This is a genomic window from Sphingorhabdus wooponensis, from assembly GCF_003933235.1.
Taxonomy (GTDB): Bacteria; Pseudomonadota; Alphaproteobacteria; order Sphingomonadales; family Sphingomonadaceae; genus Sphingorhabdus_B; species Sphingorhabdus_B wooponensis.
The window spans coordinates 83,880-106,580 of the sequence record NZ_RWJI01000001.1; the positions used below are offsets into that span (position 1 = coordinate 83,880).

Genomic DNA, 22,701 nt, shown 5'->3' on the forward strand with positions numbered 1-22,701 from the left:
CCATGTCCGAGATGATCCGTGTCACCCTTCCCGATGGCTCTGCCCGTGAAGTTGCGCGTGGCACTACCCCTGCGGATATTGCCGCCGCAATTGGTCCCGGCCTTGCGAAGGCGGCGATTGCAGCGCGTGTGGATGGCGAATTACGTGACATCATGCGCCCTATTGAGGCAGATGCGGAGCTGGCGTTGGTGACGACCCGTGATGAGGCCGACGCGCTTGAGCTCGCCCGCCACGATTTTGCGCATATATTGGCAGAAGCGGTGCAGACGCTGTTTCCCGGCACGCAAATCACATTTGGCCCATCGACGGATGACGGTTTTTATTATGACGTGATGGCGCCTGCCGAGCGTGGGCCGTTCACGATGGATGATTTGCCTGCGATTGAGGAACAAATGCGCGCAATCATACGCGCCGATAAGCCGCTTCGCCGCGAAGTGATGGCGCGCGATGCGTTGATTGCGACATGGCAAAAGGCTGGCGAAAAATTTAAAGCGGAATGGGCAGCGGAACTGCCCGCGGGCGAGGAGCTGTCGGTCTATTGGTCCGGCGATGACTGGATGGACATGTGCCGGGGGCCACATTTGGCATCGACCGGAAAGTTGGATCCGGCGGCGTTCAAGCTGACGCGGGTGGCTGGCGCTTATTGGCGCGGCGACCAGAACAATCCCCAATTAAGCCGCATTTACGGTACGGGCTGGTTAAACAAGAAACAGCTTGATGCCCATCTGCTCCGGCTGGAAGAAGCTGCCAAGCGGGACCATCGCCGTTTGGGCCAGGATATGGACCTTTTCCATCTGCAGCAAGAAGCGCATGGATCGGTCTTTTGGCATCCCAATGGCTATCTGATCTGGCGCGAACTTGAGGCTTATATGCGCAGGGCGATTGATGGCGCCGGTTATATGGAAGTCAAAACGCCGCAAGTCATGGACGCGCGCCAGTGGCAGCAATCGGGACATTGGGGCAAATATCGCGCCAATATGTTTGTCATCCCGGATGAAGTGCCCAATGTCGATGACGATGGCCCCGTAATTTCGGGCGATGCCGACTGGATGGCGCTGAAGCCCATGAACTGCCCGGCGCATGTTTTGATTTTCCGTCAGGGGATTAAATCTTATCGCGATCTGCCAATGCGCTTATACGAAAATGGCTGCTGCCACCGTAATGAACCGCATGGCGCGTTGCATGGCCTGATGCGGGTGCGTCAGTTTACGCAAGACGATGCGCATATTTTCTGCCGCGAGGACCAGATTGTCGAAGAGGTACAGGCCTTTTGTGTGCTTGCTGACCGAATCTATAAGGAATTTGGGTTTACCTATTCAATCAAGCTCGCTTTGCGTCCAGACCAACGCTTTGGTTCGGATGCCGATTGGGACAAGGCGGAAAATGAGCTTCGTGATGCCGTTGTTAGAGCGGGGCTCGCGACTGCAGAATATGGTTGGGAAGAATTGCCAGGCGAGGGGGCGTTTTATGCACCAAAACTGGAATGGCATCTGACCGACGCGATTGGCCGAACATGGCAGGTGGGCACAATTCAGTCGGATCGCGTAATGCCCGAACGTCTGGATGCAAGCTATGTTGGAGAGGATGGCGCACGCCACCGCCCCGTCATGCTGCACCGTGCAATCTTTGGCAGCTATGAACGCTTTATCGGCATCTTGATCGAACATTATGCAGGCCGGTTCCCAGTCTGGCTCGCGCCTGTGCAAGCCGTGGTCGCGACGATCACGTCGGAGGCTGATGGATATGCGCATGATGTTACCGCAAAGTTGCGGGCTGCGGGCATTCGCGTTGAAGCCGACACGCGCAACGAAAAAATCAATTACAAGGTGCGTGAGCATAGCGTGGCGAAGGTGCCGCACTTGCTTGTCGTTGGAATGCGCGAGGCAGAGGAAGGCAAAGTTGCGATCCGTAGCCTTGGCTCGGATGGCCAGCGCATCATGACACTGGACGAGGCGATAGCTATGTTGTCGCATGAAGCTACGCCGCCGGATTTACGTTAGACCATCTTTGAGGAGACAGTGATGAAAACGCTTCCATTGACGCTTTCTGCCCTATTATTCTTGGCTGCGTGTCAGCAACCCGCAGCGGATGAGAGTGCCGCTACACCAGAGGCAGCGGCAGATGCGACCGCAAGCTACAACGCCGCACAAAAGGCTTATGCAGCGGCCAATGACAAGATGCATGCCGGCATGGGTACGATAAACGCCGACGCCGATATTGCGTTCATGCAGGGCATGATTCCGCATCACATGGGAGCAGTCGACATGGCGAAGGTCGCGCTGGAGCATGGCAAGGACCCTGAAGTGCGCGCGCTTGCGCAGAAGGTCATCGCCGCACAAGAAGCCGAAATAAAAGACATGCAGGCATGGCTCGACAAAAAAGGCGTGGCTGCAGAAAAGCCGCTGACCGCGGCTGATCATGCCGCGATGGGGCACTGAGCATTCAAGAGCTGATTGGACTTACCACAGGGCAATTGTCACTGTTGGCGGCCATGACCTTTGGCGCGGCCTATATTCGTGGGCTGACCGGATTTGGCATGGCCATAATTCTCGTGCCCTTGTTCGGGTTAATTGTGAAGCCCGGCGAGGCCGTGGTCATCGGCATATTGCTTCAGGTTTTGATTGGGCCTGTCGGCTTGAAAGTTATATACGCTGACGCTCACCGCCAGAGCGCGTTGATGATTGCCGCTTTTGCCATGTTGGCAACGCCCCTTGGTATCTGGCTGTTGATGAACACCAGCCCGGATGTGGCGCGGTTGATGATTGCTGCCATCGCCATTGGTGCGTTTGTGCTCGTGCTGCTGCCGCAACGTGGGGAGCTGCGTCCCGGGCCAAAGGAGACTGCTTTAACAGGCATCGCCTCGGGCATTTTGACCGGTTTTGCAGCGATGCCGGGGCCGCCTGTCGTGCCCTTTTATTTACGGCAACCCATCCCACCAAAAGAGGCCCGCGCATCGATGATGCTCGTGTTTTTTGCGACCGCAATTGCAGGCACGATTTCGGCTTTTGTGCTCGGGCTGGCCGATGCGCGCCTGTTGTGGCTGTCTTTGCTGCTGTTCCCGTCGGTGTTGTTGGGCAACTGGCTTGGCGCCAAATCCTTTGGCAAGGTGCCGCCGGCTTTATGGCGCAGTTTTGTCGCGGGCGTTCTTGGCCTTGCGGGGCTTTCTGCCGTTTTGCGATTGCTCAGTTAAACCTTATTTCCCGAACTTACGCTGCGTTTTGCCATAACGCATTTTGCGGGTGCCAGGTTGGCCCTCGGTTGCGCGGCCCTTGGGTGCAGTAACATGTTGCTGGTGCGGCAGGCCAAGTTCATTTGCCTCAAGTGACCGAATTTCGTCACGCAGGCGGCCTGCCTCTTCGAACTCCAGATCGGCAGCAGCAGCGCGCATCTTCTTCTCCAGTTCGTCGATATAGGCGCGCAGATTATGCCCTACGAGGTTGTTGGCACCATCCGCGTCAATCTCGACCAGCACCGAATCGCGGCTGGCTGTGTCGGCGACTATGTCATGGATGTCGCGTTTTATTGTCGCAGGGGTGATGCCATGTTCGATGTTATATGCATGTTGTTTTTCGCGACGGCGGTCGGTTTCGCGAATGGCGCGTTCCATGCTGCCAGTCATACGATCGGCATAGAGAATTACGCGGCCCTCAACGTTGCGCGCTGCGCGACCAATTGTCTGGATTAACGACGTTTCGCTGCGCAAGAAGCCTTCCTTGTCGGCATCCAATATCGCAACCAACCCGCATTCGGGAATATCGAGACCTTCCCGTAGCAAGTTGATACCGACCAGCACGTCATACACGCCGCGCCGCAAATCCCGGATCAGTTCAATGCGTTCCAGCGTCTCGACATCGCTATGCATATATCGCACGCGCAGCCCTGCTTCATGCATGAACTCGGTCAGGTCCTCCGCCATGCGTTTGGTCAGCGTTGTGACCAATGTGCGGAAACCGGCTTCTGCCGTTTTGCGGCATTCATTGATGCAATCCTGCACCTGGTCTTCAACGGGCTTTATCTCAACTGGCGGGTCGATAAGCCCCGTTGGACGAATGACCTGTTCAGCAAATACGCCGCCCGATTGCTCCATCTCCCACCCGCCCGGCGTCGCTGATACGCACACCGTCTGTGGGCGCATAATGTCCCATTCGTTAAAGCGCAGTGGCCGGTTGTCGATGCAAGAAGGTAGGCGGAAACCATATTCGGCCAAGGTCAGCTTACGCCGGTGGTCGCCCTTGGCCATCGCACCGATTTGCGGCACTGTCTGGTGGCTTTCATCGACGAACAATAACGCATTGTCTGGCAAATATTCAAACAAGGTTGGTGGCGGTTCCCCGGGCAAGCGCCCCGTGAGAAAGCGTGAGTAATTTTCGATGCCAGCGCAAGATCCTGTTGCGGCAATCATCTCAAGATCGAAATTGGTTCGCTCTTCTAGCCGCTGCGCCTCGAGCAATTTGCCTTCGCCCACCAGCTCTTTCAATCGCTCGGTCAACTCAAAGCGGATTGCCTCGCTGGCCTGCTTCATCGTTGGCCCGGGGGTCACATAATGGCTATTAGCGTAGACGCGCACGCTGTTCAGCTTCGCGCCGGTAAGGCCGGTGAGCGGGTCGAACTCGGCAATTTCCTCAATCTCGTCGCCAAAGAAGCTAACACGCCATGCGGTATCCTCATAATGCGACGGGAAGATTTCGAGATTGTCGCCACGCACGCGGAAATTACCGCGCGCAAAGCCCATATCATTGCGCTTATATTGAAGCGCGACCAGCTTGCGGATCAACTCCCGCTGATCCACGCTTTCGCCCTTTTTCAGGTCGAAAATCATAGCCGAGTATGTTTCGACGGAACCGATACCGTAAATGCACGAAACGGAGGCCACAATGATGACATCATCACGTTCCAGCAAAGACCTGGTCGCCGAATGGCGCATCCGATCAATCGCTTCGTTTACGCTCGATTCTTTTTCGATATAGGTGTCGCTGCGCGGGACATAGGCTTCGGGCTGATAATAGTCGTAATAAGATACGAAATATTCGACGGCATTGTCGGGGAAAAAGCTTTTGAATTCGCCGTAAAGCTGCGCCGCTAAAATCTTATTTGGCGCCAGAATGAGCGCCGGGCGCTGCAATGCTTCAATCACCTTGGCAACGGTAAAGGTCTTACCTGATCCGGTGACGCCCAGCAGAACCTGATTTTTTTCGCCCGTCAGCGCTGTGTCGACAAGTTCGCGAATGGCTGTCGGCTGATCGCCCGCTGGTTCGTAATCCGACACGATCTTGAACGGCCTGCCACCCTCCAGCTTGGGCGGGCGTTCCGGGCGGTGCGGGGTAAAGGTGCCAACCGTGTCCGGTTCTTCCAGCCCACGGCGGATGATGAGCTCTGCCATGTTCGCTCTATGTGCTTTGTACGCTGTAAGGGCAAGAGGCCTGCGTCGGAATGCGGACCGATGCACCAAATTTACTTCGCTACATGGCGGATATTTTTTATCGCTGTTGCCTTTTGGCGGCAGCCGCGACACACATATAGTCGAGAGAAATGAGGAGGTGCGTCGATGCTTAAATTTGTCCTTCTGTGCGCATCCGCGCTGGCATTATCCGCATGTTCGGAGAAGGGATCCGGCGGCAGCGCGGATAAGAATGGCAATGGCATAATAGATAGCCAAGAGCGTGTCGCTGAAATGGATTATGATGCGTTTATTCCGATGAAGGCCGGACTTTGGGAAACTAATTTCGTCTTTACGGACATTAATGTTCCGACATTGGGTAAAGCCGAAAAGCAGCGGATCATGAACGAAGTGGCGAAAAGCACTTCCAGCCAGAGCTGCTTGACCGAGGCGCAAGCGCAAAAACCAGATGCGGGTTTCTTTGGCGGCAACAGTGCTGGGAAATGTGCTTATGAGGCGTTCGATGTTTCGGGGAAAAATGTCCGTATGAAATTGTCTTGCGGCATGGATAGCATGGGCAGCGTCGATATGGAGCTGGCCGGCGTCATGGGTGAAACCGAATTCAACTATGACAGCACAGTAAATGTCCGCCTGCCGATGGTTGGCAAGGTCGCCATGCAGGGCAACGCAAGGGGCAAATATATCGGTGCCTGTCCTGCGTCATGATGTATCTCCGTCGCTTAAAATTAGTCTGCGCCATGCTTGCGGTGGTGATAGTCTCGGGATGTGCAGCGACTAGCAACGTGCAAGCTTTATCTGACGAAGGCAATGTCCGGCCCGCAGTGGTCAAAATCGATTTCACATCGGACAGCATCACTCCTGCGATAGTCGAGGGCGATGCCGGTGTCGCGGGGCGGGCCGTCACCATAGACGATCCGGCGCGGGTTGCCTCTATTTCGAAATTGGTCGTTGCCATCGGCGTCATGCGCCTATCGGAGCAAGGCAAGCTTGATCTCGACCGTGACGTGAATGAGTATTTGGGTTGGCGGGTTCGCAATCCTGCATTCCCTAATGCGCCGATTACCTTGCGTGCCTTGTTATCGCATCAAAGCAGTTTGCGTGACACTGTAGATTATATCGTACCGCTGGACGGCAGCCTAGAGACTGTCCTTGCCAACCCAAAGGCATGGGATGTGGACCACGCGCCGGGCACGTATTTTTCTTACGCCAATATCAATTCGCCCTTGATTGCAGCAGTGTTGGAGAGCGCAACGGGTGAACGTTTTGACCGCTTGATGGCGCGGTTGGTGTTGACGCCGCTGGGGTTGGACGCCTGCTATAATTGGGGTGCGGGTTGCGGCGACGGGCGGCGGGTGCAGGCGGTTACATTGTTGCGGCCCAATGGAGACCTTGCGCGTGATGCACCGATGAACGGGCCTGATCCATGCGCGGTTTATCCGGCTAGCAACGGCAGTTGTGACGTCGATAAGCTTTATGTGCTGGGCCGCAATGGTTCTGCTTTTAGCCCGCAAGGCGGCTTGCGTATTTCGGCGCGCGATTTGGCAAAAATCGGTCAGTTGCTGTTACGCGACGGTGCGCCTTTGCTGTCGCGCGAGAGTTTTACTCAGATGATTGGTCCCGTCTGGACCTTTGACGGTAAAAATGGTGATGATGATAATGGCTATTTTACGGGCTATGGTCTTGGCGTGCATTGGTTGACGGACAAGGCTGGTCATCGCTGGTTCGGCCATGTGGGAGAGGCGTATTCGCTGCGCGCAGGCTTTTGGATCAACCCTACCGAACGCAGGGGCTTTTACCGCTACGTGACGATGGTCGACGAATTTTCGACGGTCGGGCATTGCTTTGACCGGTGCCCATGATAGCGTGGGCAACAGATAACCTAAAATTAGAATATCAGGGGGAATAAAATGATGAAAAAGACCATTTTGGGTGCATTATTGGCCAGCGCGTTGGTCGTAACGCCAGCAGCCGCGCAGCCAGATTACGCAGACTCGATTAAAGCTGACTATGATAAGTCGCTGGCGAGCCTTTGGGATCATTTCCATCGCAACCCTGAATTGTCGTTCCGCGAATTTAAGACTGCTGCGCGCATGGCGCAGGAACTGCGCGCTGTCCCCGGCATGCTCGTAACTGAAAAAGTAGGCGGCACGGGCGTCGTTGGCATGCTGAAAAATGGCGATGGCCCAGTCGTTCTGGTGCGCGCGGATATGGACGGTCTGCCTGTGCAAGAACGTTCGGGTCTTGCCAATGCGTCCACGGTGAAACAGGTCGGGGTCGATGGTCTTGAAATGCCTGTGATGCACGCGTGCGGTCATGATGTGCATATCACATCATTGGTCGGTACAGCCCGCCAGTTGGCACGGATGAAAGACCGCTGGAAAGGGACGGTATTGTTCATCGTCCAGCCTGCCGAAGAACGCGTCGGTGGTGCAAAGGCGATGATAGAAGATGGGCTCTACACCCGTTTCCCAAAGCCGAATTATGCATTGGCCTTCCATGTTGCAGCAGAGCTTGAGACCGGTAAAATTTCGGCCTCAGAAGGCATTCAATATTCATCGGCGGACAGCGTTGATATCCGCGTTCCTGGCATCGCTACACATGGCGCAGCGCCCCATTTGGGTCGCGACCCAGTCTTTATTGCCTCGCAGATCGTAGTTGGTTTGCAGTCGATCATCAGCCGCGAAAAGGGACCATTGGACCCCGGCGTGATTACTGTTGGTGCGTTCCATGCGGGGACAAAGCACAACATCATATCCGAATATGCCGATTTGCAAGTCACCGTGCGTTCAAACAGTCAGGCAGTGCGTGATGGGTTGATTGCCTCCATCGAACGCGTTGCCAAGGGTATTGGCGCGGCGCACGGCTTGCCCGCCGATAAGCTACCTGTCGTAACCGTTACGGAAAGCACGCCAGTCACGGTCAATGATGGCGCGCTTGCCCGCCGCTTAAATGGGGCTATCGCTAATGCCTTGGGCAAGGATGTGGTAACACCGTTCCGCCAGACAACAATGGGCGCGGAAGACTTCGCCTTCTTCGTGGACCAAAAACATGGCATTCCGGGCTATTATTTTGCCGTTGGCGGGAGCAATCCTGAATGGATAGCCGCTGCCAAAAATGGCGGAAAGCCAGTGGCGGGCCACCATTCGCCTTTGTTCAAAATTGATCCGGAACCATCTGTGCGTTTGGGGATTGAGGCAACAACCGCCGCTGTGCTCGATTTGCTTGGCCCCAGCAAAAACTAATCGGCAGGGCAGGTAGAGTGTAGGGAAGCCATTATGGCACGCAAAATTCGCGATCATTACGAAGCGGACGAAGTGTCAGCAGAGCCAGAATTAAGTTGCTGGCTCTGTTCCCGCCCGATGGGCAGCGTAACCGAATGGCATCACCCCATACCCAAAAGCCGGGGTGGGAAAGAGCGGCAACCGGTGCACCCGATCTGCCACCGGACCATCCACGCCAATTTCACCAACAGCGACCTTGAAAAGCGCTTTGCCACCGTGGATGCTTTATTGGCGCATGAAGAAATCGGACGGTTTGTCGACTGGATAGCCAACAAACCGACCGACTTTAACGCACCGACGAAAGACCGGCGTTAGTATGTTCGGCGCAGACGCGAGTTGCGCGCCTTAATGGGATGCTTGTGCGTGCACATCATCCTTGGTCTTCCAGAGGGAAAACAGGATGCCGCCCAATATAAGGCCAAAGGTAACGCCTAGGCTCAATACCGGCGGAAACTTGTCGCCGTCCAGAAGGAAGTCGGACACAAAAATCTTTGAACCGATGAAGACCAGAACGAGCGCCAGCGCGTATTTCAGATAATGGAAACGATGCACCATCGCTGCTAACGCAAAATATAAAGCGCGTAGGCCCAATATAGCCATGATGTTCGATGTGTAGACAATGAACGTATCGGTAGTGATTGCAAAGATAGCTGGCACCGAGTCTACTGCGAACACCAAGTCGGCCAAGTTGATAACGACTAACGCCAAGAATAAAGGCGTTGCCGCACGTACCATTTTGCCTGTCTTCTCGTCGGGCACCTTTACAAAGAACTTCTCGTCGTGAAGCTCCTTGGTCACCCGCATATGCGTTGAAATATATTTCACGACTGGGTTTTTGGCGACGTCCATTTCCTGTTCACCGCTGAACAGCATCTTGATGCCGGTTCCGATAAGGAAGACGGCAAAGATATAAAGCGTCCAATAATATTCCTGCACAATGGCTGCGCCAGCTGCTATCATGAGGCCGCGCAATACGATGACGGCGATAATGCCCCAAAGGAGCGCACGATATTGATATTTGCGCGGTATCGCGAAGAAGGTGAATATCAGGCTGATGACGAAGACATTGTCGATTGACAGCGCCTTTTCGATGAAAAAGCCTGTATAATATTTCATGCCCATGTCGGCGCCTTTTTGGAACCAGACCCATAGGCCAAAGAGCAATGCAATGCTGATGTAGAAAGCCGACAGCTTCAGGCTTTCGGCGATGCCCATTTCCTTGTCCTCCTTGTGCAGGATACCAAGATCAAAGGCTGTCAGCGCGACAACAATGCTCAGAAAAGCGAGCCAAAACCAGACTGGTGTCCCCAACCAGTCCATCGTCAAAAATTCCATGAAATATTCCCTGTTTTACGTAATGTGATACACCACGCGGACGAAAATCCGCGTGGTGGCTAAGTTTCAAATTTCAGATTTTGTTTAGGCGCAATGGCCGCCGTGCAGGCGCCTTTGCTTGGCCCTCAAGGCGATCTTTGATTGCCAGCTTGAGCCGCTTCAGTTTTTGCACGCGGAAGATATCCGGACAACGCCGCGTAATCTCAGCCCGCAGCTCTCGGTCTATCTTCTGATGATATTGCATCAATCGAAATGACGAAAATGTCATAACCTCATCCTCTTTGAACATTGTTTAAGTTCAATCGGATGTTCCGGGCTTGGTTAAGCGCATTTCGGGGGTATTTGAAGACCGCCTGACCACAGCACCGGAAACATCCGATGCGGCCGACATCACGTTCCTTCCGAAGAAGCGAGCGTCAGAGGGGCCCGGTCCGCATAATCCTTATGGAGCGATTTAGTCCTAATTGCAAGACGATTGCGACACAAGATACTCAGCTCGTCGAGTTAATCCCTCAACAGGTCGTTGATTGCCGTCTTTGCACGGGTCTGTGCATCGACGCGTTTGACGATGACGGCACAGGACAAGTTAGGTCCAGGGCTGCCATCGGGCAAAGCCTTTCCGGGTATCGAGCCGGGCACGACAACCGAATAAGCTGGAACGCGGCCAACGAATATCTCACCTGTCGTGCGATCGACAATTTTGCTGGTTGAGCTGATGAACACGCCCATGGCCAGCACAGCGCCTTCTTCCACAATTACGCCTTCAACAACTTCTGACCGCGCACCAATGAAGCAATTGTCTTCGATGATTACTGGTCCAGCCTGAAGTGGTTCCAGAACACCACCAATACCAACGCCACCCGACAAATGCACATTCTTACCGATTTGGGCGCAACTGCCGACGGTAGCCCATGTATCAACCATCGTTCCATCATCGACGCGCGCACCAATGTTGACAAAGCTGGGCATCAGGATGACGTTTTTGCCGACATAACTGCCATGGCGTGCAACAGCGCCGGGTACGACCCGAAAGCCTGCATTACGGAAACGGTCAGCATCCCAACCGCTGAATTTTGAAGGAACCTTATCATAAGCGGGCGCGCCGGAAGCGCCGCCATCGACCAAGATATTGTCATTGAGGCGGAACGACAAAAGCACCGCTTTTTTCAACCACTGGTTGACCTGCCAACTGCCATCCAGTTTCTCGGCCACGCGGAGTGATCCGTCGTCCAAGCCAGCCAAAGCCGTTTGCACCGCGTCACGGACTTCGCCTTGGGTGCCGCTGGAAATGCCATCGCGTGCGTCCCAAGCGGCATCAATAATTTTGGCAAGCTGATTGATCATATACTACTTTCACGTAATTGGAGCGATGAAAGCCATCCGCTGAGGTCGGCAATCTCATGGTCGACATAATCTTGTTTATCGCCGTTATCAGCTTCGATGCCGTGGTTCACCCAAATAGTTGTCATGCCCAAGTCTTTCGCTGGCGCAAGATTATGCGCCGAGTCCTCGACAAAAAGTGCGCGCGCTGGATCTATATCTAGCTCAGTACACAGCCTGTCATAACTCGCTGGGGCAGGTTTCGGCAGATGCTTCATCCGGTGGATATCAAATATATCTTCAAACACGCTATCTAGGCCCCGCATCGTCAAGACGCGCTGCGCATAAGGTGCATCTGCGTTGGTGAAGATAAGCTTGCGGCCCGGCAATGCTTCGATCAAGCCACGCAAATCGGCGGCAGGATGCAACAGGGTCATGTCCACATCATGGACGAAATCGAGGTAATCATGGGGGTCTACCGCATGTTCGGCCATCAATCCGCCCAGTGTCGTCCCATATTTTTTCCAATATGCGTGCCGGATTTGGTGGGCAGCGTCGGGCTCGATATTGAACAGTCGCTCAACATATAACGCAATCCGGTCCCGAACTTGCGCCATGATATTCGCCTCTGGCCCATAAAGGGTAAGGTCTAGGTCAAAAATCCAAATGTCGATATGTTCGAAACGCGAATGCATCCGACTGCGTAGCTAGAAATGCAGCTTTACTCAACGGGGACGTTAAGATTAGCAATGGCCAAACATACTTAAATTTATTCTCAATCGCTGGAAGTCGTGTCTTGATGCATGAAATGCGCGTTAGCCGTAAACTTGCGATCGGAAGTTCGGCCATTTTCGCACTTGCGCTGTCTGGTTGCGGCGGAGGGGGTGTAAGCTCGATACCCGTGCCGCCTCCCCCCACAGCCGACGTGCCACCACCGCCTCTACCAACTCCACCTCCGCCGCCACCGCCTCCGACAACGACAAGTTTCGCAACCTCGGAATATCTCCGCTCAGATGGTCCAGATTTTCATCGGGCGATCACGGCCTATCAAGCGGGTGCTAGTGGCCGCGGTGTTACCGTTGGTATAATTGATTCAGGAATTGACCCAAATAGCCACGAGTTTTCCGGTCGAATCCATGCCCAGTCCGGGGATGTAACCGGTGCAGACCGACCGCTTGGCGACGACGACGGCCACGGCACGAGCGTTTCTCGCGTTTTGGCTGCCGCGAAGAATGATCGAGATATCCACGGCATGGCGTTTAACGCAACAATATTGGCCTTGCGGGCAGATCAAGCGGGTAGCTGTATCTCCACAGACGCTGGCGTGGATGAAGCGGGATGTTCCTTCTTCGATTCTGCCATTGCCGCTGGCGTTGATCGCGCCGTCGACAATAAAGCGCGCGTCATCAATATTTCGCTCGGCGGCGCGGGTGGCGCCAGCAGCGCGCTGCGCAGTGCGATACATCGTGCGACATCGGCTGGCGTTGTGGTTGTCGTGTCAGCAGGAAATGAGGGGGATAAATTAGACCCCGCATTTGACCCGAATAGCCCAAGCCCCTTTGCACAAGCATTATTGGCTAATGGCAACGGGCTTGTCATCATTGCCACCGCCGTTGATGATGATGGCAACATAGCAAAATTCAGCAACAAGGCAGGGGTTGTGCAAAATGCGGTGCTGTCCGCCCTAGGCCAAAACATTTGCTGCGAATATCGCAACGACACGATTTACCGTTTAAATGCCAATGATGGGACGTCTGTGCGGGTGTATAATGGCACGTCCTATGCTGCGCCACAGATCGCTGGTGCCGCAGCTTTGCTGGCGCAGGCCTTTCCGAATTTGACCGGCGCACAGATTGTGAACTTGCTGCTGACATCGGCGCGTGATGCTGGGGCCCAAGACACCGATGCGATTTACGGGCGCGGCATATTGGATATTGGGCGCGCCTTCGCACCTGCAGGAACAACATTGCTGGCCGGTACAAACACAGCTGTTGCGCGGAACGGCAATGGCGGAACAACATCGATGTCCATGGGGGACGCGGCTTCTTCACTTATGTCAGTAAATGCAGTGGTGTTGGACAGCTATGGCCGGGCATATGACATCAATGTCGCCGAAGGGATAAGCCCAAGCGCGCCACGCCTTCAGCTCACACCTGCTTTGGCGGATCAGAGCCGATCTGTCAGCATGTTACGCGGAACAACCGAACTTGCCTTTTCAATCAGCGCAATCGACGCTGGAGGTCCGCGCTTTTCTCCATTGCTTTTGTCCGATGGCCAGCAGAACCAAGCGCGTATTTTGGCGGGCCGTGTGAGTGCCGCAATAGCACGCGAAACACGGTTTAGCCTTGGCATCCGCCAAGCGGCAGCAAGCCAAGTGGCGGCCTTGCAGGGCATGTCGCGGGCTGCGTTTCTTACCGCGACCGATGCGCAAATGGACGGCGGGTTCGATCGCGCACCGAGGCAGTCATTGGCGTTGCGCCGTCAACTTGGGGGCTTTGGCCTGACAGGAAGCGTTGAGACAGGTCAGGCACGGATATTCGAGCGCGGTGGCGCGACGTATATGCGTGGCGCAAACAAGCTTTATTCTTATTCCTCCCTCGGCCTATCGCTAGACCGCCAGATTGGCTCTGCTAAATTCGCTGTTGGCGCACATTGGATGCGTGAAGACGAAACCGTTCTTGGTGCACGGTTTGCCAACTTCATTGGCCAAAATGGCGCACGCAGCTTGTTTGTCGACGGTAGGGGCGATGTTTCACTGAACGGCGATTGGTCGCTTGGTGCAAGCTGGCGGCAGGGATGGACGAAGGCAAATGCCGGGGCATCGCTTGCGAGCCAAAGCTTAATGAAAAACAATGCCTTTTCGTTGGATCTGTCGGGTAGCAATGTTTTATCCCGCCATGACCGAGTTGCGTTTCGAATTGCCCAGCCGTTGCGCGTTACAAGCGGCGGGCTCGCGCTCCATCTACCTGTGGCCTATGATTATGCGACATTGGCGACGACATTCGCTGCCCGCCAGATTTCGCTGGCACCAAAGGGGCAAGAGATCACTAGCGAGCTTATATGGGGTATGCCGATATATGGCGGCCATTTGTCGTCAAATCTGTTCTGGCGTCAGGAGCCGGGGCATTTTGAAAACGCGCCCGATGACGTTGGCATTGCCTTCCGCCTGCAATTCGATTTTTAAACGGTAAAGCTTTCGCCACAACCGCAACTTCCCGTTGCATTGGGATTGGTAAACACAAAACCAGCGGCAAATTCATCCTCGACCCAGTCCATGATTGACCCGACGAGATATAGCACGGAGCCGCCGTCAATATACAAAACGCCACCCGGCGTTTCGATCTTTTCATCGAACGCGACGGCTTCAGTCACATAGTCGACTGAATAAGCAAGGCCCGAACAGCCGCGGCGCGGGGTGGACAGCTTCACGCCAATCGCCCCTTCGGGTGCCTTCGACATCAATTCCGCAATCCGCGCTTCGGAAGCGGGCGTAAGGACGACGGCCGCAGGGCGTGCACGTGTTTTCACATCGGTCATAGCATTCCAAGCTCCAAACGGGCTTCATCGGTCATATTGGCCGGGCTCCATGCTGGTTCCCATACCAAATTTACTTCCGCGTCCCCAATGCCAGGAACCGCACCCACGCGCAGCTCAACCTCACCGGGCATCGATTCCGCTACGGGACAGTGCGGCGTCGTGAGCGTCATGGAAACAACGGCATGGCCATCATTAATCTCGACATTGTAAATGAGGCCCAGATCATAAATGTTCACCGGAATTTCGGGATCATATATTTCCTTGAGCGCAGCAATCACCGCTTCGTATAGATCACCATCAGGTTCGCTTGATGCAGGCACAGAGGGTTTTTGCGCGAGGAATCCTTCCAGATAATCCTTTTTGCGTTCGATATTCTCGGTTGCGCTATCAACCCGCGCCTTGGGCGGCTTTTCGACGCTATCGACTTCTTCTATGCGGATGTTCTCGCTCATCCAAAAATCCTCTTCACCCGTTCGAGGCCGCGCACCAAAGCCGCGACATCATCTTCGTCATTATAAATCCCAAAGCTTGCCCGCGCGGTGGCCGGCACGCCTAAATGGTCCATCAAGGGTTGTGCACAATGATGGCCAGCGCGAATGGCGACATTTTCCTCGTCCAATATCGTGCCGATGTCATGCGGATGCACCCCCACCATTGAAAAGGAAACAATCCCCGCCGATTGTTCAGGGCCGTATAAAGTGATCGAACTGATCGCGCGCAAAGCATCGCACGTTTGCGCGGCGAGTGCGCTTTCATGTGCAAATAATGCGTCTGGTCCAAAGCTATCGATGAAGTCGATGGCGGCGTGCAATCCTATCACCTCAATGATCATCGGCGTCCCCGCCTCAAATCGCGATGGCGCGGGCGCATAAGTCGTTTTCTCGAACGTCACCCGGTCAATCATCGCGCCGCCGCCCTGATAAGGGGGCATGGCATTCAGCGTTTCTGCCTGCGCCCACAAAACGCCAACGCCGGTCGGGCCATATAATTTATGCCCGGACATGACATAAAAATCGCAACCCAAGGCCGCCATATCCAGATGCATTCGGGGCGCAGCCTGACAGCCGTCGAGCAATAGCTTCGCGCCAACGGCATGTGCTGCATGCGCAGCACGCTTTGCGTCGAGCACCGAACCAAGCACGTTCGAGACATGTGCGAGTGCAACCATCTTGTGCGCGGGTGTTAGATGGGCCTCTAACCAATCAAGATCAATCTGACCGTCCTTGGTCAACGGACACACATCAATAAACGCCCCAACCTTCTCGGCAACCATTTGCCATGGCACGATGTTACTGTGATGCTCCAGCTGGCTCAACATGATGCGGTCGCCTGCCGTCAGGTTCGCTGTGCCCCAGCTATGCGCGACAAGATTAATGCCCTCCGTTGCACCCCGAACAAACACAATTTCATCGGCCGAAGTCGCACCCATAAACCGCGCCACACGGGTCCGCGCGGCTTCGAACGCAACCGACATATTGGCCGACCGTGCATAAACGCCGCGATGGACGGTTGCGTAGTCAACGCCGCCTGCACGCATCATCGCGTCGAGCACCACCTTAGGTTTTTGCGCCGTTGCGGCGGTGTCTAGATAATGCCAGTTGTTTGCGAGGCCCGGGAATTGGTCGCGAATGTGCTCTACCTGCAAAAAGGGAGACATGGAGCTAGCAGTGCTCACACCAATTCGCCCAATTTCTGCAATGCGGCTTCAATGAGCATTTCCTCGTGCTCGGCGCCTTCAAACACACCAGCGACAAAAGCCTGCAGCATCAATTTTTTTGCGTCCGCTGGCGATAGGCCGCGGGCTTGCAGATAGAATAGCCCCATCGGGTCCAACTCACCAATCGCACAACCATGCGCGCATTTGACGTCGTCGGCGTAGATTTCAAGTTCAGGCTTGGCATTGGCGGTCGCGCTGCGGTCAAGCAGCATGGCCTTGACTGACTGCACGCTGTCGGTCAGTTGCGCGTTGCGCGCGACGGCGACTTTGCCCAGATAGGTTCCTATCGCCGTGCCAGCGAGGACCGAGCGAACGATTTGCGACGACGTCGCTTTGGGTTCGGCATGAGTGACGGTTGTGATGATTTCGAGCGTCTGCGCGTTCCCACCAATTTGTACGCCGCCGAGTTTGAAATCCGCGCCCTCATGCAAGGTCACATTCAATTCAATGCGGCCATATTCGCCGCCGATATTGAGCACATGGATAGCCGCCGTTGCGCCCTTGCCGATGGCGATATCAATTTGGTGGATTGCACCACTGTCCTGAACAATCGTGCGCGCATAATGACCGCCTGCGGGCACAATGATGTTTTCAGGCGCAGGAAGAGGCCACGCCGCAGCAACCGCGGCAATGTCGCTATAGCGCCATGCTTCATCGTGGCGGGTGGGCGCGGGCATGTTCAAGCAGCCAGTTCCTTATATCCGTCACGCTCGAGCTCCAGCGCGAGCTCAGGCCCGCCACTTCGCGTGATGCGCCCATCGGCGAGAACGTGGACAAAGTCCGGCTTCACATAATCGAGTAAGCGTTGATAATGGGTGATAAGCAACACGGCCTTGTCTGGCTTGCGCATGATCCGGTTGATGCCGTCGCCAACAATACGCAATGCGTCGATATCGAGCCCACTGTCGGTTTCATCAAGGATGGCGAGCGCCGGGTCGATGATGCCCATTTGCACCATTTCATTGCGCTTCTTTTCACCGCCGGAAAAGCCAACGTTTACAGGGCGTTTGAGCATTTCCATATCCATGCCGAGCGCTGTCGCCTGTTCGCGCGCAACTTTAAGAAATTCTGCGCCAGACAATGGTGCTTCACCACGGTTCTTGCGCTGCGCATTCAACGCTTCCCGCAGGAACTGAACATTTGATACGCCGGGAATTTCGACGGGATATTGAAAACCTAAAAACAACCCAGCCGCCGCGCGTTCATGCGGTTCGAGGTCGAGGAGATTTTGTCCGTTAAATGTTACCTCACCCTCAGTTACCTCATAACCTGGACGGCCGGACAGCACATAGCCAAGTGTGGATTTTCCTGCACCATTCGGACCCATGATCGCGTGGATTTCGCCTGCGTTCAGGGAAAGTGTGAGGCCCTTAAGAATAGGCTTGTCGCCTACATTGGCGTGGAGATTTGTAATTTGGAGCATGTTACTTCTTTTTTTCCATCAAAGCTTGGTTCGATCATTGAGCGCTGGTTGGTTTATCCAACCGATCCCTCTAAGCTAATTCCCAGCAGTTTTTGTGCCTCCACCGCAAATTCCATCGGCAGTTGCTGCAATACTTCCTTGGCAAAGCCATTCACAATCAACGTCACCGCTTCTTCCGTGTTTAAGCCGCGGGCCATTGCGTAGAACATCTGGTCATCGCTAATCTTGCTTGTCGTTGCTTCATGTTCAATCTGGGCGCTCGGGTTGCGCACTTCGATATAGGGCACGGTGTGCGCGCCGCTCAAAGACCCAAGCAGCAAGGAATCGCATTGTGTGAAATTGCGAACTCCCTCTGCATTGGGTGCGACGCGGACCAACCCGCGATAGGTGTTGTTGCTGTGTCCGGCGCTGATGCCCTTGCTGACAATGGTCGAGCGGCTGCCTTTGCCATTATGGATCATCTTGGTGCCGGTGTCGGCTTGCTGATAATTGTTGGTGACAGCAACCGAGTAAAATTCGCCCACTGAATTTTCGCCATTCAAAACGCAGCTTGGATATTTCCATGTGACGGCGCTGCCGGTTTCGACCTGAGTCCAGCTTACCTTACTGTTCCGGCCTTGGCACAATGCGCGTTTGGTCACGAAATTGTAGATGCCGCCTTTACCCTCGGCGTCGCCGGGGTACCAATTTTGTACCGTCGAATATTTGATTTCGGCATCGTCGAGCGCGACGAGTTCTACAACAGCAGCATGCAGCTGATTTTCATCGCGCATCGGCGCGGTGCAGCCTTCGAGATAGCTGACGTAACTGCCCCTGTCGGCGATAATCAATGTGCGTTCAAACTGGCCGGTGTTTTCAGCGTTAATCCGGAAATAGGTGCTGAGCTCCATCGGGCAGCGCACGCCTTCGGGGATGTACACGAACGTCCCGTCGGAAAAGACTGCGCAGTTTAATGTCGCGAAATAATTGTCGTGCATCGGCACAATCTTGCCGAGCCATTTTCTAACCAGCTCCGGATATTCCTTAATCGCTTCTGATATGCTGCGGAAGATAACGCCGGCGCGCTCCAGTTCGGCGCGAAAGGTGGTGGCGACCGAGACGCTGTCAAACACGGCATCAACAGCGACGCGGCGTTGCGGCAAGCCGCCATCTTCGCCGCCTTCTACACCAGCGAGCAACTTCTGCTCGGCAATTGGAATACCAAGCTTTTCATAAATGCGCAGAATTTCAGGATCAACCTCGTCCAGCGAACCAAGCTTTGGTTTCGCCTTTGGCTCGGCATAATAATAAGCGTCCTGATAATCGATGGGTGGCACGTTGAGCTTGGCCCAATCGGGCGGCGTCATCGTTTTCCAGCTTGCGAACGCCTTTAACCGCCATTCTAGCATCCATTCGGGTTCATTTTTCTTGGCAGAGATAAAGCGTACGGTATCCTCGGTCAGGCCCTTGGGCGCAAAGTCGGTTTCGATGTCCGATGACCAGCCATGCTCATAATCCGCGACGCGCTCTGCAGCATCCCAAGCGGCTTTATCCTTAATGTCCATGTCATCGCTCATCGCGTTAATCCCGCCAAATTGATTTGTGCTAAGGCACCGCGCACCGCATTGTTGACCACTGGCCAGTGCGCCTGGACATGGCAGCTGCCTTCCTTGGCGCAATGTTGCCCCATTGCCTGTTTGTGCGAATCGCAACATGTGGTCAGAGCAATCGGGCCTTCGACAGCTTCAATGATGTCGGCAATGGTGATTGCGGCTGCCGGACGGGCAAGCGTGATGCCGCCGCCCGTGCCGCGGGCCGACCGCAACAGGCCTGCTTTGGTCAATATGCTCACCAGCTTTTGCGTTGTCGGCAGGGCCAAGCCGGTTTCCGCAGCAAGGTCAGTGGCCGACACGCGCGCAAAGCCGCAATGACGCGACGCTGCGCTCATAATCACCACTGCGTAATCCGCCATATTCGACAAACGCATATTGCGTCCCCTAATCAGATAAATTTACTCCGATTGGGGGCAGATGGTCCCTTTATACTTGGAAATCAAGCCGGAAAGGACTCCGTGCCACTGAAATTATTTTTGTGCAGCGTAGCGTGCACATAATCTTCCAGCTTTTGTGTTTCCGCCTGTGCAAACCGAAGACCAAGCTTGCTGCGCCGCCACAATATATCTTCAGCGGAACGCGCCCATTCGCGGCTGATGAGATAATTGACCTCAACCGCATATAGACCATGCCCGAAATCCGCACCCAAATCTGCCAGCGAGCCAGACGCCGACAATCCGGCGTCGGATAATATCGAATGGATTAATGTTCCATAGCTCCGGACCCAACGATGGACGAGAAATTCTGGCACATAGGGATATGCGCGCTGAATATCTTGGGTGAGGCGTTCGATACCATCAATTGGAAAATCTCCGCCTGGTAATGGCTGTCGCAATGTCCAGCTTTCGCCTTTAAGTATAGCCAAATGCTTTGAAAGCCGTTCGACCGCACTCTCGGCTAAGTGCCGATAGGTGGTTATTTTGCCGCCAAAGACCGAGAGAATAGGTGCTGTTTCGTCTGCATCAACATCCAGTTCGAAATGATATCCACGCGATGCTGTTTCCGGTTTGCCGGAGCCGTCATCGACCAAGGGCCGGACGCCGGCAAAGCTGTACAGCACATCCGCAGCTGTGATGGTTTGTTTGAAATAGGCCGCGGCCGACGCGCAAATGTAATCAATCTCTTCTGCCGTCGCGTGAATGTCATCCAACGAACCTTTATGATCGGCATCGGTCGTCCCGATGAGGGTAAAGTCATCCTCATACGGAATGGCAAAGAATATCCGGCCGTCAGGGTTTTGGCAAAAATATGCCTGCGGCGTGTCGAACATCTTGCGGACCACGATATGCGATCCTCTTACCAAGCGGATTGTGCCGCCTGATGGCCGGTCATGCCCACTTGTCCGTGCGAGCAAGTCGAGTACCGCCGGTCCCGCTGCATTGGCAACCGCGCGCGCCACAATCGGTTCCTGCCCAGAAATCTGAATGTGCCACAATCCATCGCGTCTTTCGAGATGCGTCACTTCGGATCGGGTACGAATATCTGCCTTGTGCTCAGCCGCGTCCATAGCGTTCAAAACGACCAAGCGCGCGTCATCGACCCAGCAGTCCGAATATTCAAACGCCTTCACAAATTCGGGCCGAAGCGGTTTGCCCGCGGGCTCGGTTTTTAAATTGACTGTCCGGGTCGCGGGCAGCAATTTCCGGCCACCAATATGGTCGTACAGAAACAAACCAAGCCGCACGAGCCACGCAGGGCGAATTCCTTTTTGATGCGGCAAAATGAAACGTAGTGGCCAGATGATGTGCGGCGCGATGGCCCAAAGCCGCTCGCGTTCAATTAAGGATTCGCGCACCAACGCGAATTCATAATGCTCAAGATAGCGCAGTCCGCCATGGATGAGCTTCGTCGATGCTGATGATGTGCCCCGCGCCAAATCGCCGCGTTCCAGCAAAATGACTTTGGCGCCCCGACCAGCGGCGTCCCGTGCAATGCCTGCGCCGTTAATGCCGCCGCCTATAACGGCTAAATCATAAATTATCTGGTTCATAAAAACGCCCATGCAAATGCCGCTGCGGTTATAAAGGCGGTGAAGGTCGCCAGTATCACCGGAAGCAGCGCCCTCCACCCTTGGGTGAGTAATAGATCAAGCCGTGACCGCATCGCAGTAGCCGTGACCGCAAACAACAGCATCGCTTTGGAAGCTATGAGGCCATATTCCGCGACCCATTCGGGCGCGTCAACGATGGAATTTAAGGCAACGGCAACAAAGAAGGCGATGATGAACCATGGCAGTTTCAGTTTGGATATGAAACTTGTGGAGCGACCATCGGTTGAACCAATAGCAAGCCCGACCAAAGCGACTGCGGGTGCGAGAAGTGCAACGCGGGACAGTTTGACGATCGTCGCCGTCTCACCTGCCGATTGTGAGAAGCTGTAGCCGCCACCCAAAGATTGTGCGACATCATGCACCGCCGCGCCCATTAAGAAGCCCGCTTGTGTGTCCGTGAAATCGAGCTGCGCCGCAATGAGCGGGTAGAAGGTCATGGCGACGGCGCTTGCCAATGCAACGCCAACGAGAATGAGTGTAAACTGCGACTGATTCAGGCGCTCGCGGCCTATAACGGCGTAAATCGCCAAGGCTGCGGATGCGCCGCAAATGGCAGTCGCGCCGCCGGCTAACCAGCCAGCGTAGCGGCTTTGTCCGCCGAGGCGCGCACCTAAAAGCCCAGCACCCATGACCAAAGACATGATGCCCAGCAGTCCCAAAAATGCGATCGCGCCCAGCCCGCCAATTTGCATCGCGGTAACTTGAGTGCCCAACAGTACGATGCCCCAGCGCAAGCAAGAAGTGCCGCAGAAATCGAGGCCTGGATGCACCTTTTGCTCCGCCGACACAAAATTGAGCGCAAGGCCAAGCAGCAAACCTGCCAAGATTACAGGCATGCCATAATGCTCGGAAAACCAAGTCGCAGCCGCGGCAGCAACACCGACCACCGCAAGGCCTGGAAACAACGCGCTGAGCATCAGCCGCTTGGCGCGCGGGGCATTCTCCTCGGCAAGGTAGGTTTCGCCGTACAGGTCAGCGATGTAATTCGCGTTTATGTCTTGCGGTGTCATATGGCCTTCTATAGGCAAGTGGACGAGGAGTTCCAGCA

General features: G+C 54.9%; 22 protein-coding genes. 8 read left to right on the forward strand and 14 right to left on the reverse strand.

Going from position 1 to position 22,701, the window contains the following annotated elements:
• Positions 1-2 precede the first annotated feature (2 nt).
• The 3 genes from thrS to D7D48_RS00435 are packed head-to-tail and all read left to right on the forward strand — an operon-like array spanning position 3 to position 3,190.
• Positions 3-2,000: a threonine--tRNA ligase gene (thrS, locus tag D7D48_RS00425; protein WP_185739737.1), complete on the forward strand. Its 1,998-nt coding sequence runs from the start codon at positions 3-5 to the stop codon at positions 1,998-2,000.
• 21 nt (positions 2,001-2,021) lie between these two features.
• A complete protein-coding gene (gene copM / locus D7D48_RS00430; RefSeq protein WP_125229432.1) occupies positions 2,022-2,438 on the forward strand; it encodes a CopM family metallochaperone in 417 nt (138 codons plus the stop codon).
• 35 nt (positions 2,439-2,473) lie between these two features.
• Positions 2,474-3,190, forward strand: coding sequence for a sulfite exporter TauE/SafE family protein (locus D7D48_RS00435; RefSeq protein WP_245964285.1), 717 nt, complete (start codon positions 2,474-2,476; stop codon positions 3,188-3,190).
• 3 nt (positions 3,191-3,193) lie between these two features.
• Here D7D48_RS00435 and uvrB read toward each other — a convergent pair whose 3' ends face one another.
• Complete coding sequence (gene uvrB / locus D7D48_RS00440) at positions 3,194-5,380, reverse strand: excinuclease ABC subunit UvrB (protein ID WP_125229434.1); 2,187 nt, start codon at positions 5,378-5,380, stop codon at positions 3,194-3,196.
• 165 nt (positions 5,381-5,545) lie between these two features.
• On the opposite strand from uvrB, the gene D7D48_RS00445 reads away from it, so the two are divergent.
• The 4 genes from D7D48_RS00445 (at position 5,546) to D7D48_RS00460 (ending at position 8,994) form a co-directional block, all read left to right on the forward strand.
• A complete protein-coding gene (locus D7D48_RS00445; protein ID WP_125229435.1) occupies positions 5,546-6,103 on the forward strand; it encodes a DUF3617 domain-containing protein in 558 nt (185 codons plus the stop codon).
• 77 nt (positions 6,104-6,180) lie between these two features.
• Positions 6,181-7,257, forward strand: a complete 1,077-nt coding sequence (locus D7D48_RS00450; RefSeq protein WP_185739738.1) for a serine hydrolase domain-containing protein — start codon at positions 6,181-6,183, stop codon at positions 7,255-7,257.
• A gap of 48 nt (positions 7,258-7,305) precedes the next feature.
• A complete protein-coding gene (locus tag D7D48_RS00455; RefSeq protein ID WP_245964286.1) occupies positions 7,306-8,640 on the forward strand; it encodes an amidohydrolase in 1,335 nt (444 codons plus the stop codon).
• Between the two features lie 33 nt (positions 8,641-8,673).
• Positions 8,674-8,994: an HNH endonuclease gene (locus D7D48_RS00460; protein WP_245964287.1), complete on the forward strand. Its 321-nt coding sequence runs from the start codon at positions 8,674-8,676 to the stop codon at positions 8,992-8,994.
• Positions 8,995-9,024: 30 nt separating this feature from the next.
• Here the strand turns inward: D7D48_RS00460 and D7D48_RS00465 are convergent, their stop codons facing one another.
• From D7D48_RS00465 to D7D48_RS00480, 4 genes are all read right to left on the reverse strand, one after another.
• On the reverse strand, positions 9,025-10,014 hold the full coding sequence (locus D7D48_RS00465; RefSeq protein ID WP_125229437.1) for a TerC family protein: 990 nt from the start codon (positions 10,012-10,014) through the stop codon (positions 9,025-9,027).
• Between the two features lie 73 nt (positions 10,015-10,087).
• Positions 10,088-10,282, reverse strand: a complete 195-nt coding sequence (locus D7D48_RS00470; protein WP_125229438.1) for a DUF465 domain-containing protein — start codon at positions 10,280-10,282, stop codon at positions 10,088-10,090.
• Positions 10,283-10,518: 236 nt separating this feature from the next.
• Positions 10,519-11,358, reverse strand: coding sequence for a 2,3,4,5-tetrahydropyridine-2,6-dicarboxylate N-succinyltransferase (gene dapD, locus D7D48_RS00475; RefSeq protein ID WP_125229439.1), 840 nt, complete (start codon positions 11,356-11,358; stop codon positions 10,519-10,521).
• The gene (locus tag D7D48_RS00480) at positions 11,355-12,029 is read right to left on the reverse strand and encodes a pyrimidine 5'-nucleotidase (RefSeq protein ID WP_125229440.1); all 675 of its coding nucleotides are present in this window, start codon (positions 12,027-12,029) and stop codon (positions 11,355-11,357) included. Before D7D48_RS00480 ends, dapD begins: the two co-directional genes overlap by 4 nt.
• 104 nt (positions 12,030-12,133) lie before the next feature.
• Between D7D48_RS00480 and D7D48_RS00485 the strand changes: the two genes are divergently transcribed.
• The gene (locus D7D48_RS00485; protein ID WP_245964388.1) at positions 12,134-14,518 is read left to right on the forward strand and encodes a S8 family peptidase; all 2,385 of its coding nucleotides are present in this window, start codon (positions 12,134-12,136) and stop codon (positions 14,516-14,518) included.
• On the opposite strand, the gene D7D48_RS00490 is transcribed toward D7D48_RS00485, so the two are convergent.
• From D7D48_RS00490 to D7D48_RS00530, 9 genes are all read right to left on the reverse strand, one after another.
• Entirely contained in the window at positions 14,515-14,871 is a 357-nt protein-coding gene (locus D7D48_RS00490) for a HesB/IscA family protein (RefSeq protein ID WP_125229442.1), read from the reverse strand. The genes D7D48_RS00485 and D7D48_RS00490 overlap by 4 nt on opposite strands.
• On the reverse strand, positions 14,868-15,323 hold the full coding sequence (locus D7D48_RS00495) for an SUF system Fe-S cluster assembly protein (RefSeq protein ID WP_125229443.1): 456 nt from the start codon (positions 15,321-15,323) through the stop codon (positions 14,868-14,870). Before D7D48_RS00495 ends, D7D48_RS00490 begins: the two co-directional genes overlap by 4 nt.
• Positions 15,320-16,528 carry an aminotransferase class V-fold PLP-dependent enzyme gene (locus D7D48_RS00500; protein WP_125230809.1) on the reverse strand — a complete coding sequence of 403 codons (1,209 nt, stop codon included), beginning with the start codon at positions 16,526-16,528 and terminating at the stop codon, positions 15,320-15,322. Before D7D48_RS00500 ends, D7D48_RS00495 begins: the two co-directional genes overlap by 4 nt.
• 14 nt (positions 16,529-16,542) lie before the next feature.
• Positions 16,543-17,265, reverse strand: coding sequence for a SufD family Fe-S cluster assembly protein (locus tag D7D48_RS00505; protein ID WP_125230810.1), 723 nt, complete (start codon positions 17,263-17,265; stop codon positions 16,543-16,545).
• Between the two features lie 2 nt (positions 17,266-17,267).
• The gene (gene sufC / locus D7D48_RS00510) at positions 17,268-18,011 is read right to left on the reverse strand and encodes a Fe-S cluster assembly ATPase SufC (protein WP_125229444.1); all 744 of its coding nucleotides are present in this window, start codon (positions 18,009-18,011) and stop codon (positions 17,268-17,270) included.
• A 53-nt stretch (positions 18,012-18,064) separates the two neighbouring features.
• Positions 18,065-19,555 carry a Fe-S cluster assembly protein SufB gene (gene sufB / locus D7D48_RS00515; protein ID WP_425452537.1) on the reverse strand — a complete coding sequence of 497 codons (1,491 nt, stop codon included), beginning with the start codon at positions 19,553-19,555 and terminating at the stop codon, positions 18,065-18,067.
• Between the two features lie 8 nt (positions 19,556-19,563).
• A complete protein-coding gene (locus D7D48_RS00520) occupies positions 19,564-19,977 on the reverse strand; it encodes an SUF system Fe-S cluster assembly regulator (protein WP_125229446.1) in 414 nt (137 codons plus the stop codon).
• Between the two features lie 65 nt (positions 19,978-20,042).
• The gene (gene glpD / locus D7D48_RS00525; protein ID WP_125229447.1) at positions 20,043-21,593 is read right to left on the reverse strand and encodes a glycerol-3-phosphate dehydrogenase; all 1,551 of its coding nucleotides are present in this window, start codon (positions 21,591-21,593) and stop codon (positions 20,043-20,045) included.
• Positions 21,590-22,663 (reverse strand): YeiH family protein, encoded by a 1,074-nt coding sequence (locus D7D48_RS00530; protein ID WP_125229448.1) that lies wholly within the window; start codon positions 22,661-22,663, stop codon positions 21,590-21,592. Before D7D48_RS00530 ends, glpD begins: the two co-directional genes overlap by 4 nt.
• Between the last annotated feature and the right edge of the window lie 38 nt (positions 22,664-22,701).